Raw genomic sequence first — 16,709 nt, 5'->3', positions numbered from 1 at the left:
GTATAACTTTCAGGGCTAATGCCGGAGCATAAAAAAGCCGCCTGGGTTGTTACCACAGGCGGCGAGGGAGGAAGCTGGTGTTAAAGCGGGTTATTTGGTCGCCGGATGCACTTTGCGCCAGTGATCGGCAATATCAATTCGCCGAGTTACCCAAACGTCGTCGTGGCTCTGTACGTAGTCCAGGAAGCGTGCCAGTGCAGCAGCACGGCCGGGGCGCCCGACCAGACGGCAATGCAAACCAATGTTCAGCATTTTTGCCGCTGCCGGATTCTCTGTGCCTTCAGCATATAACACGTCAAACGAATCTTTCAGATAAGCGAAGAACTGGTCACCTGAGTTAAAGCCCTGGTTGGTGGCAAACCGCATGTCGTTGCTGTCGAGGGTATAAGGAATGACCAAATGCGGCTCATCGTACTCATGGCTCCAGTACGGCAGGTCATCGGCGTAGGAATCGCTGTCGTAGGCAAAACCACCGGCTTCAACAACCAGATCACGAGTGTTCGGACTCATGCGACCGGTGTACCAGCCCTGCGGGCGCTCACCGGTGACTTCGGTATGGATACGAATGGCTTCAGCGATGTGCTCTCGTTCTACTTCTTTGTCGATGTATTGGTAATCGATCCATTTCAGGCCGTGAGAGGCGATTTCCCAGTCAGCGTCTTTCATTGCTTGCACAATTTCCGGGTTACGCTGCAGAGCCGTGGCTACGCCATACACGGTTACCGGCATATTGCGCTGGGTGAACATACGATGCAGGCGCCAGAAGCCAGCACGACTGCCATATTCATAGATCGATTCCATATTCATATGGCGCACGCCCTCGAGCGCCTGGGCACCGACAATCTCAGACAGAAATGCTTCTGAAGCGTTGTCGCCGTGCAGAATGCAGTTCTCACCACCTTCCTCGTAATTGATCACAAACTGAACCGCAATGCGGGCGTTGCCGTTACCAGATGGATTTGGCCATTGGGGATCGGGAGCGTGCTGGCCGTAGCCAACCATATCGCGCGGGTAGGTCATGGATGTTGTACTCAGTATTTTGTCGTGTACTAGTGTAAAACAAAAAACTGACTAAGTGGTCGGGAATGTGCTGTTTGTCAGCCGGACAATTCACAGCCTTGCGAGTGAGAGTAACGGATCACCGTTGCGATTAGCGTATCGTAGCCAACTGGCTTGGTAATAACTTCACTCATACCCGCTCGCAGACATTTCTCACGATCTTTTTCCATAACATTGGCCGTTAAACCAATGACTGGTGTGCGTTGGTTATTGATCTCATTCGCTCGTAGTTCTTCAGTCGCTTTCAGGCCATCCATAACCGGCATATGCCAATCCATCAAAATCAGGTCAAAAGTCTGTTGCTGGCACATTTCTAACGCCTGGCGACCATGTTCGGCAATAACAACGTTAGCCCCTGCTTTACGTAGCATTTTTCCGGTAATCAGCTGATTGGTCGGATTGTCTTCAACCAATAGTAAATCGAGATGCTCTAGAGATAGGTTTTGGGGTTTTGTATGCTTTTCCAGTTGGCAGGCTTGGGGTTCCTGCAGCCAAAGAGAGAAACTGAATTCCGAGCCAATAGCAGGAGCACTGTTAACAGTTATGTCTCCGCCCATTAGTTCAACCAAGTTTTTACAGATAGCAAGACCCAGCCCGGTTCCTGGAAACTTTTTTGTAGTTGAGTCATCCAGTTGACTAAATGGCTTAAATAGCTTGAGTTGATCTTCTTCGCTAATACCAATGCCACTGTCGCATATAGAAAAATAAATCTGATGCTTATTCTTAACTCTGTTGGCATGTTTTACTTTTATAGTAACGGTTCCGTTTTCTGTAAACTTGTTGGCATTACTACCAAGATTTAAAAGAATCTGCTGAATCCGATCCGGATCACCCTGTAGTTTCTTTGGAACCTGATCACAAATGTCGATGATGAGTTTGTTTTTTTGCTGCTCTGCTAAATTTCTGAGCTGTGCTTCGTTCGTTTTTAATAAATCAATTGTGGAAAATATACGCTCATCAAGCTGCAGTTTTTGATTGCCCAGTTTTGCATAGTCAAGGATGTCTTCCGTTTGTCGTGATAAGGCATCTGCAGAATTTTCAATAACTGTTAATAGCTCTGAGATTTCATTCGGGTCTTCACTACTTTTAATAAGTTCCAAGGCCCCTTTGATACCGTTTAATGGTGTGCGCATTTCATGGCTCATATTAGCCAGAAAATTAGTTTTTACTTGATTGGCCTTTTCAGCAGCTTCAGCAGCTTCTACAGCCTTCTTTTGGGCGATAACTAATTCACTTATGTTGCGCGATACTCCAAATATTAGTTCGACATTTCCAGAATCATCTAACATCGGATGAAGAATTGTATTCCAGTAATTAGGGCTACCATCACTGCTGGTGAATACTTCTTCTTCTGAGTACTGAATCGGTTCTTTCGCTGATATGCATCTTTGATAATTTTGATGTATGGGTTGATACACGTCATCAGGTAGTAACTCGCGCAGCGGAACGTCGATGATACTCGGGCTATCAAGTTCCGCTTTCTCCTGTTGTTTGACGTTGCTGGTGACGATGTAAAAATCATCGTCCACAATTTTAAGGACAAACATGTTATCGGGGGAGTTCTGCCAAAGTTTTGAGAACAAACTTGACTCTAATAGCTCCCTATCCTGACGGTTTATCATAATTATGGGTTCAATTGCTGTACGGGAATATACTCTTTAACTTTCACATCATCCTCTGGAAATGCTGATGTGATCTGATCAATATCTGTTAAAAACAACTTTTCAATTGTTTTATTGCGCATTGCTTCAGCGCATGCTGTTGCCCAGATCGTACATACTTGCCCTTCTTTTACATCTGCTGTTGAAATGGGGGAAGTACCATAGAGACGATCACTATCCTTAAACTTCATTAGGTTAATGCAGTCCGGAGCGATAACCAGAGGTTTCTTGGTTTGCGGGTCCCATGCCAAAAGACTTTCGTTCTTATAGTAAATCCATAACTCCCCAACCATTGTTGCGAATACTATTTTACCTACATCAAAACCGTGACTGGTCCGGTTAATTACTTTACGCACCAAGCCGTTATCAATGACGTAGTTGTCTATTCCCAGTGCATTAAGGGTCTCGACCAAATGTTTTGGTTCAGGTGAGTTAAGTATTGTGTATCCAACTTTAATCGCAGCGCTGACTGAGTTGTGAATCACAGAGCTTTTTGCTTCTTGCGATAAAAAATAGTCACTGTCGATAGGCCAGCACGCCATACCACCGACTTGTTCATAGGCTGGTTGGCTTACGACTTCCCGAGCAGCATCTTCCAGCTGAGTAGGGGTCTTATTGGTAAACAATTCTGAATGGAAGCTTTCATTACTCCATTTGCAGTTTGCACCATCGTTAGTGTCTGACGCGATAATCGCTGGGCAACACGGAACTTGATTAACTTCGAGCATCGATTCGTTCATTTGCGGCACTGCTCGTCCCGAAGGGTCAGCATCGATAACAGCCAGAGGCGGATTAAACTGTGACGCAATGAAAAAAGGAATCAGAGTATTAACTGCGCCTATTTCAGCTGGAAGGAAATATTCTATTTCTTTGTTTTCTTGTTGTTTAAGGTAAGCGTTAAGGGATTTGTATGCGTTAACTGGAGCTGTATAGCCACGTCCCTCTGTAGCGGCATCTGGTGAGCCAAGATCTGCAACAATAGCTGATTTTTTACCGGGTTTTAATTGAGATGTGGGTATTAGAGGGATACATTGATTGATCTTCTCCAGGAAGTTCAGTGCCATACTTACTGGGCCGCCGCCGCCTGAGGCGAGAAAGCATCCGCCATAAACGAGGGCTTTCATATCCTGAACCGAGACAGTGTTATTCTCTGATGGCATCGTATGTACTCCATTACGCATAATCTTTGTACATCTAATTTATACTTAATTATCAAGAACGCCAGTATTCATAATGAAAAATATCAGACTAACGTTGTACTATCTATGAACATTCGTTTATATAACAATCGTTGAAAAACTTGTACTTGAAGTATGCCTTGAATTAGTTTTTGTAGCGTCTCGTTGAATCCATACTGTCTGCATCCCTACCTTATAAGCTGCATCCAGTTCTTCTTCTAAATCCGATAAAAACAGCACATTACCTGCCTGAATATCATGTTGCTTTTGCAGGTCAGCAAGAATATTCCGATAAGACTGCTGGTCGCGTTTACCGCCGGAGGTGGTATCAAAATGACCGCTGAACAGAGGTAACAAATCGCCGTCCTGGCTGTAGCCATAAAACAGTTTCTGCGCTTGTATCGAGCCAGAGGAGTAAACGTAAAGCGGTAAGCCTTGGTTGTACCATTGTTTTAATCGCGCAGTAGCGTCCGGGTACATATGCGCCTGGTAATCACCATTTTCGTAGCCCTGTTTCCAGACCATGCCTTGTAAGGCCTTTAGCGGAGTAGCCTTCTTGTCGTCACGAATCCACTGTAATAAGCATTCAATGACACCATCAATATTGTCTGCAGTCAGGTGATTACCGTCCTGCTCTTCCAGTTCCACCGAAGCTTGTATGTGCTGCTGAACCGTAGGGTCTTCATGATGCTGACGCAGAAAAGCGGGCAGTTTTTTTTCGGCGTAGGGAAATAAAACATCCTCCACAAAAGAGATCGAGGATGTGGTGCCTTCGATATCGGTCAGGATAACTTTGACATCATGAAACTGTGGCATACGAGAGGACCTGTTGCTTATCGGCGAATCAGTTTTCTAACCGGTTGTAGTGTTGTGCAATTTCGCTACCGGTGCAGTGGGCTACCCAGCCTTCCGGATCATTAAACAGGCGAATCGCGGTGAAATTCGGGTTAGGCCCCATATCGAACCAGTGACGGGTATTGGCCGGTACGCTGATTAAATCACCCTGAGTACACAATACTTCGGCCACTTTTTCTCCGATATGCAGAGTAAACAGACCTTCACCAGCAACAAAAAAACGCACTTCATCTTCGCTGTGGGTATGTTCGCTGAGAAACTTCTGACGCAGTTCTGATTTTTGCGGGTTATCAGATGCCAGACTGATGACGTCAACCGTTTGATAGCCTTCTTCTGCAACCAGACGATCGATGTCTTTGCGGTAGGCATTCATCACAAATTCCGGATCCGCACCTGCGCTGATGTTGGTATCCGTCTGCCATTGCTCGTAACGAATACCCAGCTCTTTTAATTTCTCTGTGATGCGACTTTTCTTACAGCTGGTGAACAGCAGGTTCGTCATATCCGTGTCGGTATAAATACGAATTTCACTCATGGCTTTTTCCGGTCATTGCAGGTGCGAGATTCACACCCGATTTATTTATCTATTTATTTTCAGCAGTTGCAGTTGATAACCCAGCAAATGCTCCAGCGCTTCCAGGTGGCGGAAACATTCCTCAATATCTTTTCCCCAGGTATAAACGCCATGGCCACGAATTAAATACGCATGCCCTTGTCCTTGTTGTTGCATCTGTTGTTCTACCTGGCACGCCAGACGTTCGATATTCTGATCGTTGTTAAATAATGGAATGCGAACTATGCCTTCGTGGCTGGTTTCACCAGCAAAGGCTTTTTGTAATTCCCAGCCTGTGAGAGACAACACATCGTCTTGCCACAGTTGCGATAACACCACGCAGGTAGGGGAGTGGGTGTGTAATACCGCGCCAATGGTTTTATCTCGCTGATACAGCTGGGTGTGTAATAAGGTTTCGGCGGATGGTTTACCGCTGATTTTACGTTGCGGATGAATAATCGGCTGGCCGCTCAGATCAACCACCAGAATATCATCAGAGTCCAGCTCGCCTTTGTGTTTACCCGAGCTGGTTAAGGCGCAGCAATTTGCATTCAGGCGGATGGAATAATTTGAACTGGTGGCCGGTGACCAGTCACGGTTATAGAGAATTTTACCGTAGCGGCATAAATCATCTGCGGCCCGATTAAATTGATTAATATCGTAAACCTGGGTCATCTGCCTGACCTTTAACGCGCAAACAGCATGGAAACAGTTTCCGTGTTCGGGGCGAGAATCATGCCTTTCTCTGTGATAATGGCATCAATTAAACCGGACGGTGTCACGTCAAACGATGGGTTTATAGCAGCACAGCCCTCAGGCGCAATGGCCTGACTGTTCAGGCTGGTAACTTCCGAGATAGGGCGTTGCTCAATCGGAATGTCGTCACCACTGGCAATGGATAAATCAAAAGTGGTGGTCGGCGCCGCCACCATAAATTTTATACCATGGTGCTTGGCTAAAACCGCAAGGCTGTAGGTGCCAATCTTATTCGCGGTATCGCCGTTGGCCGCAATCCGATCGGCGCCGACAATCACCCAGCTGATATCGCCCTGACGGAACAGTTGAGCTGCCGCGCCATCAGCCACCAGTTTTACCGGGATGTTATCCTGCATCAGCTCCCAGGCAGTCAGACGTGCTCCTTGCAACCAGGGGCGGGTTTCTCCGGCATACACCTGTTGGATACGGTCATCGGCAAAGGCGCTGCGGATGATGCCCAGCGCGGTTCCATGACCACCGGTTGCCAGCGCACCAGTGTTGCAATGAGTATAAACACTGGAACCTTCCGGAATCAGGGCTGCGCCAAACTGGCCCATTGCCAGATTAGCGGCGATATCTTCCTCATGAATACGTTTGGCTGCGGCAACCAAGGCTTGTGGATCTTCTGTTCCCAGCCCCGCCATTCGCTCCAGTGCCCAAAACAGATTGACCGCCGTCGGACGTGATTCGGCCAGCACCTGATAGGCTGCCTGCAAGTCTTTGCCTGCTATGGCATCGAGGGCGTAACCATAAGCGGCGGTAATACCAATGGCTGGGGCGCCACGGACCACCATATCGCGGATCGCATCAGCGACATCAGCTGCTGAGGTGTAGCTCAGAATCTGATGTTGATGCGGCAGAACACGCTGATCCAGCAGGTGCAGTTGCTGGTTGCGCCATTCGATGGCGTGAAAGGTGGCTGTGTGAGTCATGCCGTACCCTAAACAAGGCGATTGAATGGGCGTCATTTTACTCCTAAAGCCCGTTCAGTTTCACCCGCTAACAACGGTTGTGACTATACAGATTTTCCTATCTGGTGATTACACCGACACGCTTTTACCGCGATCAACGGTTGCACATACGCATTCAGCTGCGACAATAGCGGGCTCGCCATTTCTGATTTTCCGCTGCCGGTTTCTATATTCATGTCTGAACGCAATCAACAATTTTCTACCGAACAGAGCGACCTTTTGATGCAGTTGTTGGCTGCCCGGCGCGATGTGCGTGGTAATCGCTTTCTGGCGGATGAACTCGATCAGTCTGATATTGATAAAATTCTGAAAGCGGCGCTGCATGCACCGTCTGTGGGTTTTTCTCAACCGTGGGAGTTTGTGTTGATAAAAGATCAACAAAGCCGCGGTGCGATTGCCGAGAGCTTTTTCGCAGAGAATGAAAAGGCGCTACAACAGTTTCGCGCCGGGAATTACGATGCCGCTAAATTAGAGCAGTATCAGGCATTAAAGCTGGAGGGAATTGTCGAATCGCCACTGAATATTGCGGTATTTTACAACCCAAAGAAGGGGCCGGTGCTGGGGCAAACCAGCATGCCGGAAATGGGGCGATATAGTGTGGTGTGCGCGGTACAGAATATGTGGTTAATGGCCCGCTCGCTGAATATTGGTATTGGTTGGGTCAGTATTCTCGACCCGGACAAGGTTAAAAGTATCCTGAATGCACCCAGCGATCGTGAGTTGGTAGCGTATCTGTGCGCCGGTAAAGTGGATAAATTTTACGACCAGCCTGAGCTGGAAATTCTGGGCTGGGAAGAGCGTAAAACAGAGCAACAAATAGTTCTTTACGAAAGTTACTCGTATTAGCTCAGTAACCCCGGTTACACCTTAAATTCATTCACAATATTGCGCAGCTGATCTGCCTGTTTCGCCAGTTCCTCAGCTGCACGTGAAGTGGACGCTGCTTCCTCGACGGTATGATCGGATACTTCATTAATCACCACGATGTTATTGCTGATCTCATTGGCAACCTTACTTTGTTCTTCGGCAGCTGTTGCTACCTGGGCGTTCATGGAGTTAATGGTCTCCACGTGTTGCATAATAGAGCGCAGAGAAGCTTCTGTTTGTTGCGATTGCTGCACGACAGTCATGGCACTGCTCTGGCTGCTTTCCATAACATCTACCGCTTGTTGCATGCTGGCGTTTAAGCGTTTGGTAACATTTTGAATGTCGCTGGTGGTCTCTTCCGTACGGGCCGCGAGCGAGCGCACTTCATCGGCAACCACCGCAAAGCCGCGCCCTTGTTCACCTGCCCGAGCGGCTTCAATGGCGGCATTTAATGCCAGCAGATTGGTTTGTTCGGCAATCCCTTGAATGGTCTGTGAGGCAGCGCCAATACGTTCACTCTCGCTGGCCAGATTTTGGATCACCTCGCGGGCATGGTTGACTTCTTCTGCCAGTGAGCTGATGGCCTGAATGCTGGACTCCATGACCTTTTGTGAAGACTGCGTTTCACTACTGGCTAGCTGGGTTGCCTCTGCGGCAGACTCAGCACTGCGGGCCACTTCCCCCGCAGTGCTCGACATTTCCGTAACAGCCGTGGCCACCTGTTCGATTTGATTCTGTTGATCCTCAATGCCATGGCGTGTACTACTGGCAATTGCCAGCACTTTATCAGACCCTCCCGACACCCCTATGGCCAGGTTGGCCATAACTTTTACCAGCAACTGGAGATGATGAATAAAGCCGTTAAAGTTACCGACCAGGCTGCCAATCTCGTCGGTTGCCCGCGTCTGTAAACGGATCGTCAGATCTCCTTGACCACGGGACATACCTTCGAGGCTGGCAACAATGCGGTTGATCAGACGGGTGATCAGGTTGGCTATAAACCACGCGGTTGATAGCAGCACAATAACCATCACCGAAGCGATTGCCATCCCCACCTGAATCGTTTGTTGACCTTGTTGTTTAACGTCGGCAATTTCTGCCGAAAACTGCTGATAATTTTGTTGCCTTCGTTGTTCCAGTAAGTCGCTGAGACGTTGGTATTGGCGATTGGCTTGTTGCGCCATCCCCGCCATCTGATCAAAATCGATGGTGCCGTTGATCATATTGTCAGCCAACTTACTGCTACTTACCCAGTAGTCATTCAACGCGCCAGCCAGTTTTCGATTCTGACTTTGGTCTGATGGCGACAATGAGGATATGTCAACAAAGGTCTGTCTCAGCTTTTGTTGAATTACAGCTGCTTCGTCGATCTTATCTTTGTCACTTTCAGTGATGGCGTTGGCCATTTCATTACGCAGCTGGAACAACAGTAAACCGGAGTAGTCAATTTTCTCGGTCAGCGGGAAGGTGGCATTCTGAATATGGTTCAGGCGGTCATTTTGCTGCTGTTGCGCCAACAGGCTGTAACCAAGATAAAATAGAAAACACAGCACCCCTGCGCCAGCAATTGCCAGAATTTTAGAGCGTAGAGAGAGCCCTTTGAGCATAACGACCACCAAAGCATTGAATCCGATTGAATTTAGGATTAGCTCAGGCTTCCAGCAGTCTCAAGGCAGGAGTAATCTGCAGGCTAAATATCAGTAATAAGTTGCAGAAAGATGGTCGTTTGTGCAGTTAGAAAAGAGCCTTATTCTCTTTTAAAATCAAGAGAATAAAGCTTTTGTATAACTTTTGTTTATATCCGCGTTAGAGCAGGTTCTGCATATCGTGAAAGGCCCGCACCAGACCGTTGGTCGAACCGTCAAAATGCTGAGGAATATCATCCCCCTCCAGTGCATCCAGTACTTTACCACCCAATTGTTTTCCCAGCTCAACCCCCCACTGGTCGAATGAGTTGATTCCCCATAAAAAGCCCTGAGCAGCAACCTTGTGTTCATACAAGGCAATCAATGCGCCCACGATGTGTGGTTTTGATTTAGGGAAATACAGAGTGTTACTTGGCCGGTTGCCTTCAATCACCTTTTGCGGTGCGGTGACAATGGCTTCAGCTTTACTGAAACCGGCAGCAATCAGTTCTTCGATGGCTTCTTCCTCTGACTTACCCTGCAACAGTGCCTGACTCTGACTCAGGCAGTTAGAAACCAGCATGGCGTGGAAATTATCAATCGGATTGTGACTGCACATGGGCATAATAAAATCACACGGTGAGAAGTGTGTGCCCTGATGCAACAGCTGATGGAAGGCATGTTGACCGTTAGTGCCAACACCGCCCCAAATGATGGGGCCGGTGTTGTAGTCTGTCTCATAACCATCGATTGTTACTGACTTACCGTTGCTCTCCATATCCAGCTGTTGCAAGTGTGCCGGCAGACTGCGCAAATAATGGTCATAAGGTAAGATCGCCTGGCTGTTAACACCAAAGAAGTTGACGTACCACAGGCTCAGCAAGGCCATTGTGATTGGCATATTCTGTTCGATCGGGGCGGTCCGGAAGTGTTCATCCATCTCGTAAGCGCCATGCAACATATCCCGAAAATTGTCGATACCAATGGCCAGTGCCAGTGGCAAACCAATGGCCGACCATAGAGAATAGCGGCCGCCCACCCAGTCCCACATCGGGAAGATATTTTCCTCAGCGATACCAAAAGCTTTTGCCTTCTCGACATTAGATGAAACGGCCGTGAAGTGTTTTGGTAAGTCCACTTCGGTGCCGCCATTGCTCAGGAACCACTCGCGACATGCCATGGCGTTTTTCAGAGTTTCCTGAGTGCCGAATGACTTCGATTGCACAATAAACAATGTGGTTGCCGGGTTCAGGCGTTTCAGAATTTCGGTAATATGAGTGCCGTCGATATTGGCCAGATAATGAATGGTCAGGCCGCTGTCCCAATAAGGCTTCAGCGAACTGGAAGCGAGTTTCGGGCCCAGAAATGAGCCACCGATACCAATTGATACTACGTCAGTAAACGGCTGGTTGCTGAAGCCACGCCATTGATTGCGACGGATTTTCCAGCAGAACTCTTCCATACGTTGCATGGTTTGGCGGATTTCTGGCATAACATCTACGCCGTCAACCAGCACTTCACGACTACCAAAGTTACGCAGTGCGGTATGCAGCACCGGGCGTCTTTCACTGCGATTGATCGCTTCACCATTGAACATACTGGCGATCTGACCGGGCAGGTTACGATCTGCGGCCAATTTTCTCAGTAATGACATGGTGTCGGCGGTGATACGATTTTTCGAATAATCAAGTGTCAGGCCCGCGGCCTGCAGCTTAAAGCGTTCGAAGCGGTTTACATCTTCTGCAAACCAGTCACGCATGTGCTGTCCTTTGATTTCTCCGTGATGCTGCTTGAGCTGTTGCCAGACGGCAGACTCGGTGAGGCCGGTGCCACTCATAATCCTGAATTTCCCTGAGAAAGCGCTTTAATACTCACAACGCGTGTAACACGTTAACAATAGCGCGAGTATAAGGAGGTATCAGTCTGGGGGCAAAAGTCTTGTTTGGCGGTTGTGGAGTAACCGCGGTATCGCCGAACAGCAGGCATAAAAAACGCCGCATTTAGCGGCGTTCTCGGGTGATGTTTGTTCAGGCAACCTGTACCGGAATGTCGAAGCTGGTGTGACTAACGGTGTTGTCTTCGTTCATGTACACCATTTTTGGCTTGAAGGTAGCCAACTCGCTGTCATCGTAGCTGCCATAGGCACAGATGATGATACGATCACCCTCGCTTGCCAGATGGGCTGCAGCGCCGTTTACAGAGATGATACCGGAGTCATCTTCGCCACGAATGATGTACGTAGTGAAACGTTTGCCATTAGTAATGTTATAAATTTGGATCTGTTCAAATTCGCGCATACCGGCGAGATCCAGCAACTTTCCGTCAATGGCACAAGAGCCTTCGTAGTTCAGCACTGAGTGAGTGACTCGAGCCTGATGCAGCTTGGCTTTCAACATGGTGGTTTGCATGGTAAACCCTTTCTCTACTAATCGGACGATTTCTTCGCCACAGAACCTGTTTTTTCTGACTTGTGGGTCAGCCTTAATTACCGGGTTCCGAGACTCCGGAATTGTTCATTTCTTGGCCTCTTGGCGCAAAGCGCGCAAGTATGCCTCATTCAAACGCCTGATTCAATGTCACCTGAATATTATCAATAAGGCGTGCGCTGCCAAGGAAAGCGGCGCCTAAAATGACTATGGCAGAGCTCGCATATTCGCCACTCTGGAGCGCATTATCTGTCAATTGTGACAAGTCATCTGCAAGGCGAATTTCCAGATAATCTGTTTTGAACCCACGGCTGTCCAGCCTTGCCTGTGCCTGCGCAATAACTTGCTCCAGAGGTTCTTTACGGTTGAGCGCAGCGGCGATTTCCAGCAGTGTTTTGTGTAATCCGGGTGCCAGCTGGCGTTCCTCTTCACTGAGATAACCATTTCGTGAACTCAACGCCAGTCCATCTTCAGCTCGCGCTGTCGGAACCGGAATAATATCAATGGGCATCGACAAGTCGTTAACCATTTTCCGGATCACCGCTACCTGCTGGAAGTCCTTCTCTCCGAAATAGGCTTTATCGGGTAACACCTGGTTGAACAGCTTACTAACCACGGTGCTGACACCATCAAAATGCCCTGGACGACTGCCGCCACATAAGCCCTCTGATACCACCGGCACATGTACGATGCTTTGTTTGTCCTGACCTGCCGGGTACATTTCCTCAACATTCGGGGCAAACAGCAGGTCGCAATGGGCGGCTTCCAGTTTCTGCTGATCTTCCGGCAGAGTTCGCGGGTAACGGCTCAGGTCGCTTTGGTCGTTAAACTGCAGCGGGTTAACAAAAATGCTGCTGACGGTATAGCAACCATCGGCTGTAGAGCGATTAATCAGGCTGATATGGCCCGCATGCAGATTGCCCATGGTTGGTACAAAGCCGATCTCACGGCCGGCCAAGCGAGCCGCGTTGACGTGCTGTCTCAGTTCTTTGATGGTGTGAACGGTTATCATCAGTGTTGCCCCTTAACCGAAGCCATGCTCGGCCGATGGAAATTCTCCCCTTTTAACCTGCTCTGCATATGCTGAGATCGCTTCAGGTATCGTGCGACCATCGGTCATAAAGTTTTTTACGAACTTCGGTACATAGCCCGTATTCATACCTAACATGTCGTAGACCACCAGAACCTGAGCATCGGTATCGCCACCGGCACCAATACCGATGACGGGTACTTGTACCGCTGCCGTAATTCGTTTGCCCAGTTCGCTGGGCACGCATTCCAACAGAATCAAATCGGCACCAGCGGCCTCAAGTTTCTGTGCATGTTCAACCATCGTACTGGCCTTAGCTTCGTCGCGTCCCTGAACTTTATAGCCTCCCAGCTTATTAACCGCTTGAGGGGTCAGGCCCAGATGGGCACAAACCGGAACGCCTTGTTTGGACAAAGATTCGATCAGTGGAATCAACCATTCATCGCCTTCAACCTTAACCAGGTGAGCACCAGCCTGCATTGCTTTGCGGGCGCTCTCCAGGCCTTGCTCCAGCGTTCCGTAGCTCATAAACGGCAGATCCGTCATCACCAGAGCCGGACGCTTCGCTTTTGCGTTCCCGCGGGCGACCATATCTGTGTGATAGGCCATTTCATCCACGGTTACTGGCAGAGTACTGTCTTTACCCTGTAACACCATTCCCAGGGAGTCGCCTACCAATAACATTTCAACACCGGCATCGGCTGCGACCTGAGCAAACGTTGCATCATAGGCGGTAAGTACCGCAAACTTCTGCTGTTCGGCTTTCAGCTGTTTCAATGCTGGAATACTGATGGATTTCATGACTTGTCTCCAAACTTGCCTGCAAAACACAGGTTTTTTCGTGGGGGCGTATGTTGCGGATTGTGGCAACTATGTCAAGAACGGTGGCAATAAATATGGCCGCAGACTGAGGTGTTAAACAAGTTCTGCAAGGGATTTGAGGCGGTGCAGTTCACCATCGAACTCTGGTGTGATTGTGCCGACATTCCGGCCATTCGGTAAAGTCAGTTCAGGGTTTATTTCTGCCAGCGGGATCAACACAAAGCTGCGCTTATGCATCTCGTGGTGGGGCAGGTTGAGACGATCGCTGCGCAGCTGCAGTGTGTCGTAAAGAATCATATCCAGATCGATATTGCGCTCCCCCCAATGGCGTTTTCGCACCCGTCCTTGGACCTGTTCCTGGGTTTGCAACAGATCGAGTAATGCCAGTGGCTCCAGCTGAGTTTGCAGTTGTGCGACTGCATTCAGATAGTCAGGTTGATCTTCCGGACCCAGAGGTTTGCTGCCATACAGAGATGATACTGCCGTTAACCGTGTTTGCGGAAATTGTTTTAGTGCTTTCAGTGCAGCACGGATCTGTTGCTCGGGATCATTGAGGTTAGCCCCGAGACCAATATAACAAACTGCCATAGCTGTTATTGAGGGGGTCGTTGCGAGCGCGGCTTACGACGCGGACGGCGACGCCGCTTTTCGCCATCATCGTTGCTGTGTTCTGAGCGCGAACCACGGTGGTATTGCTTCTGAGGCAGTGGGTGGTCTTTCTGATATTGGGTCCACCAGTCGCCCAAGCCATCGAGATTTTCACCGGATTGCTCTCGCAGCAATACAAAATCGTAAGCGGCGCGAAATCTTGGATGTTGGGCCAGCTCATGAACTCGCTTGGAACGATTTTTGGGTAAACGTAGCTGCATCTCCCAGATTTCTCTCATCGGAATCGAGAAACGCTTGGGGATAGCGGTACACTTGGCTTGTTGTGACATGACCCGGTCGGCGGCTTTCTGCATGGCCGGGTGCGGCGGTAAACCGTTTTCTTCGAACTCTTTCTGCACCCTTAACATGGGCGCCCACATCAATGAGGCGAGGAAGAAATAAGGTGTTACCGACTTACCCGACCGAATACGTGCATCGGTGTTACGCATCGTATTCTCCGCCATAGCAAGAGCCATCGGATCGTCGCGCAGGCATTGCTCAGTGGCCGGGAACAGAGGCTCAAACAGATTGTATTCACGTAGCAACCGTAACGTATCCAATGCACGGCCGTGTAAGAACAACTTGAGTACTTCTTCAAACATCCGCGCTGCTGGGATTTGCAACAGCAGCGGCGCCATTTCTTTGATCGGGGCTGCAGTCTCTTTTTCAATCTCGAAGTCGAGTTTTACGGCAAAACGGATAGCCCGTAGCATTCTCACAGGGTCTTCGCGGTAGCGGGTTTCCGGGTCTCCAATTAAGCGAATCTGGCGGTGTTGCAGATCTTGCCAACCACCGGCGTAGGCATGGACACTGAAATCAGCAATATCGTAGTACAACGCGTTTATGGTGAAGTCACGGCGCATGGCATCTTCATCTTTGCTGCCATAAACGTTGTCGCGCAGAATCATGCCCTGGTCGCCGGTTGCCGCCACTTTATCGGAATGTTCATCCTTCGGTGCAGCGCGAAACGTTGCGACCTCAATAACGTCGCGACCAAACACGACATGAACCAGCTTAAAGCGACGTCCAATCAGACGCGAGTTTCGGAACAGTTTATTCACCTGCTCTGGAGTGGCGTTGGTGGCAACATCAAAATCTTTTGGATGAAGACTCAGCAGGTTGTCACGTACGCCACCACCGACCAGTAACGCTTGATGACCGGCTTTGTTTAATCGGTACAGTACTTTCAGAGCATTTTCACTGATATTGCTGCGACTCAGATTATGCTCATCGCGCGGGATAACGGTCAGGATGCTGCCATCCTTCGAAGCTTTAGTGTTAGCCCACAGGCGGGAAATAGGATTGATCAGTCTGGTTAACCGGTTCACGGAAATACTGTTCTTCGCTGATGATGATTGGAAAGCGGCTGAGTGTAACGGTTCACCCGAGGCAAATAAACAACTGGCTGCAATTGCGATGTGTTGTGCATGGTTAAAGTCTTGCTGACGAGCATTGATCAGACAACAAAAAAGCCGCTATCGGCGGCTTTTCATTTTCCAGTATCCATTATTTTTATTATTTCAGGATGAGCTGATGAGCTTTAAATGGGGAGAATTCATTGTTTTGAATAAACAGATTTCAGACTGTTATTGTTGTTATTTTTGACAGCACCTGATGCTGGTCATCCAAAACAATGAATTCATAACTCAAACTCCATATTGTTTTTGTTAGCGGAGCCCACTCAGCAGTTGTTTGTTATTTTTATTGGTCACTGCTTCGATCTTTTGATGCTTATTATTGTTAGATTATTATTTTAAGCGTATTTGCATCAGACCTGACGATGATAAAGCATGCAGTGTGCCAATAATTAAAAAAACATATAAAACAATGACTTACGGTTTTTAATAAGGCTTCTTTAGCGAAGTGTTCGAACAAAGTGTTACTCAGCCCGCACTTTGGGGTAACAAATGTGTAACTTCAGTAACACTGCGTAACAGGAGTGGACGAATTCTGTCATTGGGGATGTGTAATCCGTGTTTGTCTGCCATATGAACAGAGAATTTGGCGCAATAATGGTTGCTTACCCCGAGGGTAGAACACTAAACGACGCTTCCAGTCGGTGTTGACCCTATATCGATGAACAGTTGTTGTTGGATTGGCTGTCTTGTCAGTCAGAGATGCACGTTGCGCGGCTGACTCTTAAATGGTGCGGGTTCTGTTGTGGGTCGGTGTGGATGCGTAAGATTGGTGAGTTCATTGTTTTGAGTAAACCGGCTTTTCACCTTTATTATTTTTATGGGTACCGCCAAAACTGCGTA

15 protein-coding genes are annotated in these 16,709 nt (G+C 48.5%); 1 reads left to right on the top strand and 14 read right to left on the bottom strand.

Annotated features, from left to right (window positions below; genetic code table 11):
- Positions 1–90: 90 nt before the first annotated feature.
- The 7 genes from puuE to mtnA form a co-directional block, all read right to left on the bottom strand.
- Positions 91–1,020 carry an allantoinase PuuE gene (gene puuE / locus MK185_10845; GenBank protein ID MCH2041120.1) on the bottom strand — a complete coding sequence of 310 codons (930 nt, stop codon included), beginning with the start codon at positions 1,018–1,020 and terminating at the stop codon, positions 91–93.
- A gap of 77 nt (positions 1,021–1,097) precedes the next feature.
- Positions 1,098–2,642 carry an ATP-binding protein gene (locus MK185_10840; GenBank protein MCH2041119.1) on the bottom strand — a complete coding sequence of 515 codons (1,545 nt, stop codon included), beginning with the start codon at positions 2,640–2,642 and terminating at the stop codon, positions 1,098–1,100.
- Positions 2,643–2,683: 41 nt separating this feature from the next.
- Positions 2,684–3,844, bottom strand: a complete 1,161-nt coding sequence (locus tag MK185_10835; protein ID MCH2041118.1) for a DUF917 domain-containing protein — start codon at positions 3,842–3,844, stop codon at positions 2,684–2,686.
- Between the two features lie 153 nt (positions 3,845–3,997).
- A complete protein-coding gene (mtnC, locus tag MK185_10830) occupies positions 3,998–4,714 on the bottom strand; it encodes an acireductone synthase (protein ID MCH2041117.1) in 717 nt (238 codons plus the stop codon).
- A 28-nt stretch (positions 4,715–4,742) separates the two neighbouring features.
- On the bottom strand, positions 4,743–5,288 hold the full coding sequence (locus MK185_10825) for a cupin domain-containing protein (protein ID MCH2041116.1): 546 nt from the start codon (positions 5,286–5,288) through the stop codon (positions 4,743–4,745).
- A 45-nt stretch (positions 5,289–5,333) separates the two neighbouring features.
- On the bottom strand, positions 5,334–5,981 hold the full coding sequence (locus tag MK185_10820) for a methylthioribulose 1-phosphate dehydratase (GenBank protein MCH2041115.1): 648 nt from the start codon (positions 5,979–5,981) through the stop codon (positions 5,334–5,336).
- Positions 5,982–5,992: 11 nt separating this feature from the next.
- The gene (gene mtnA / locus MK185_10815; protein ID MCH2041114.1) at positions 5,993–6,994 is read right to left on the bottom strand and encodes an S-methyl-5-thioribose-1-phosphate isomerase; all 1,002 of its coding nucleotides are present in this window, start codon (positions 6,992–6,994) and stop codon (positions 5,993–5,995) included.
- A gap of 213 nt (positions 6,995–7,207) precedes the next feature.
- On the opposite strand from mtnA, the gene bluB reads away from it, so the two are divergent.
- On the top strand, positions 7,208–7,879 hold the full coding sequence (bluB, locus tag MK185_10810) for a 5,6-dimethylbenzimidazole synthase (GenBank protein ID MCH2041113.1): 672 nt from the start codon (positions 7,208–7,210) through the stop codon (positions 7,877–7,879).
- Positions 7,880–7,893: 14 nt separating this feature from the next.
- Here bluB and MK185_10805 read toward each other — a convergent pair whose 3' ends face one another.
- The 7 genes from MK185_10805 to pcnB all read right to left on the bottom strand — a co-directional run bounded on the left by MK185_10805 (position 7,894) and on the right by pcnB (position 15,779).
- The gene (locus tag MK185_10805; GenBank protein ID MCH2041112.1) at positions 7,894–9,507 is read right to left on the bottom strand and encodes a methyl-accepting chemotaxis protein; all 1,614 of its coding nucleotides are present in this window, start codon (positions 9,505–9,507) and stop codon (positions 7,894–7,896) included.
- A 199-nt stretch (positions 9,508–9,706) separates the two neighbouring features.
- Complete coding sequence (gene pgi, locus MK185_10800; protein ID MCH2041111.1) at positions 9,707–11,362, bottom strand: glucose-6-phosphate isomerase; 1,656 nt, start codon at positions 11,360–11,362, stop codon at positions 9,707–9,709.
- Between the two features lie 190 nt (positions 11,363–11,552).
- Positions 11,553–11,933: an aspartate 1-decarboxylase gene (locus tag MK185_10795; GenBank protein ID MCH2041110.1), complete on the bottom strand. Its 381-nt coding sequence runs from the start codon at positions 11,931–11,933 to the stop codon at positions 11,553–11,555.
- Positions 11,934–12,078: 145 nt separating this feature from the next.
- Positions 12,079–12,963, bottom strand: coding sequence for a pantoate--beta-alanine ligase (panC, locus tag MK185_10790; GenBank protein ID MCH2041109.1), 885 nt, complete (start codon positions 12,961–12,963; stop codon positions 12,079–12,081).
- 12 nt (positions 12,964–12,975) lie between these two features.
- Complete coding sequence (panB, locus tag MK185_10785) at positions 12,976–13,782, bottom strand: 3-methyl-2-oxobutanoate hydroxymethyltransferase (protein MCH2041108.1); 807 nt, start codon at positions 13,780–13,782, stop codon at positions 12,976–12,978.
- A gap of 114 nt (positions 13,783–13,896) precedes the next feature.
- A complete protein-coding gene (gene folK, locus MK185_10780; GenBank protein MCH2041107.1) occupies positions 13,897–14,391 on the bottom strand; it encodes a 2-amino-4-hydroxy-6-hydroxymethyldihydropteridine diphosphokinase in 495 nt (164 codons plus the stop codon).
- A 5-nt stretch (positions 14,392–14,396) separates the two neighbouring features.
- Positions 14,397–15,779 carry a polynucleotide adenylyltransferase PcnB gene (pcnB, locus tag MK185_10775; protein ID MCH2041106.1) on the bottom strand — a complete coding sequence of 461 codons (1,383 nt, stop codon included), beginning with the start codon at positions 15,777–15,779 and terminating at the stop codon, positions 14,397–14,399.
- Positions 15,780–16,709: the final 930 nt, after the last annotated feature.

The organism is Saccharospirillaceae bacterium, assembly GCA_022448365.1.
Lineage (GTDB): Bacteria > Pseudomonadota > Gammaproteobacteria > Pseudomonadales > Oceanobacteraceae > Bacterioplanoides.
The sequence above is the reverse complement of the archived record's forward strand: the minus strand, read 5'-3'. Positions and strand labels throughout refer to the sequence as shown.

Bases quoted from the DNA above. Each gene is read 5' to 3' on its own strand.
- MK185_10795 (MCH2041110.1), bottom strand. From the start codon at position 11,933: ATGCAAACCACCATGTTGAAAGCCAAGCTGCATCAGGCTCGAGTCACT.
- mtnA (MCH2041114.1), bottom strand. From the start codon at position 6,994: ATGACTCACACAGCCACCTTTCACGCCATCGAATGGCGCAACCAGCAA.
- panC (MCH2041109.1), bottom strand. From the start codon at position 12,963: ATGATAACCGTTCACACCATCAAAGAACTGAGACAGCACGTCAACGCG.
- bluB (MCH2041113.1), top strand. From the start codon at position 7,208: ATGTCTGAACGCAATCAACAATTTTCTACCGAACAGAGCGACCTTTTG.
- pgi (MCH2041111.1), bottom strand. From the start codon at position 11,362: ATGAGTGGCACCGGCCTCACCGAGTCTGCCGTCTGGCAACAGCTCAAG.
- panB (MCH2041108.1), bottom strand. From the start codon at position 13,782: ATGAAATCCATCAGTATTCCAGCATTGAAACAGCTGAAAGCCGAACAG.
- puuE (MCH2041120.1), bottom strand. From the start codon at position 1,020: ATGACCTACCCGCGCGATATGGTTGGCTACGGCCAGCACGCTCCCGAT.
- MK185_10820 (MCH2041115.1), bottom strand. From the start codon at position 5,981: ATGACCCAGGTTTACGATATTAATCAATTTAATCGGGCCGCAGATGAT.
- MK185_10825 (MCH2041116.1), bottom strand. From the start codon at position 5,288: ATGAGTGAAATTCGTATTTATACCGACACGGATATGACGAACCTGCTG.
- folK (MCH2041107.1), bottom strand. From the start codon at position 14,391: ATGGCAGTTTGTTATATTGGTCTCGGGGCTAACCTCAATGATCCCGAG.
- MK185_10805 (MCH2041112.1), bottom strand. From the start codon at position 9,507: ATGCTCAAAGGGCTCTCTCTACGCTCTAAAATTCTGGCAATTGCTGGC.
- mtnC (MCH2041117.1), bottom strand. From the start codon at position 4,714: ATGCCACAGTTTCATGATGTCAAAGTTATCCTGACCGATATCGAAGGC.
- MK185_10835 (MCH2041118.1), bottom strand. From the start codon at position 3,844: ATGAAAGCCCTCGTTTATGGCGGATGCTTTCTCGCCTCAGGCGGCGGC.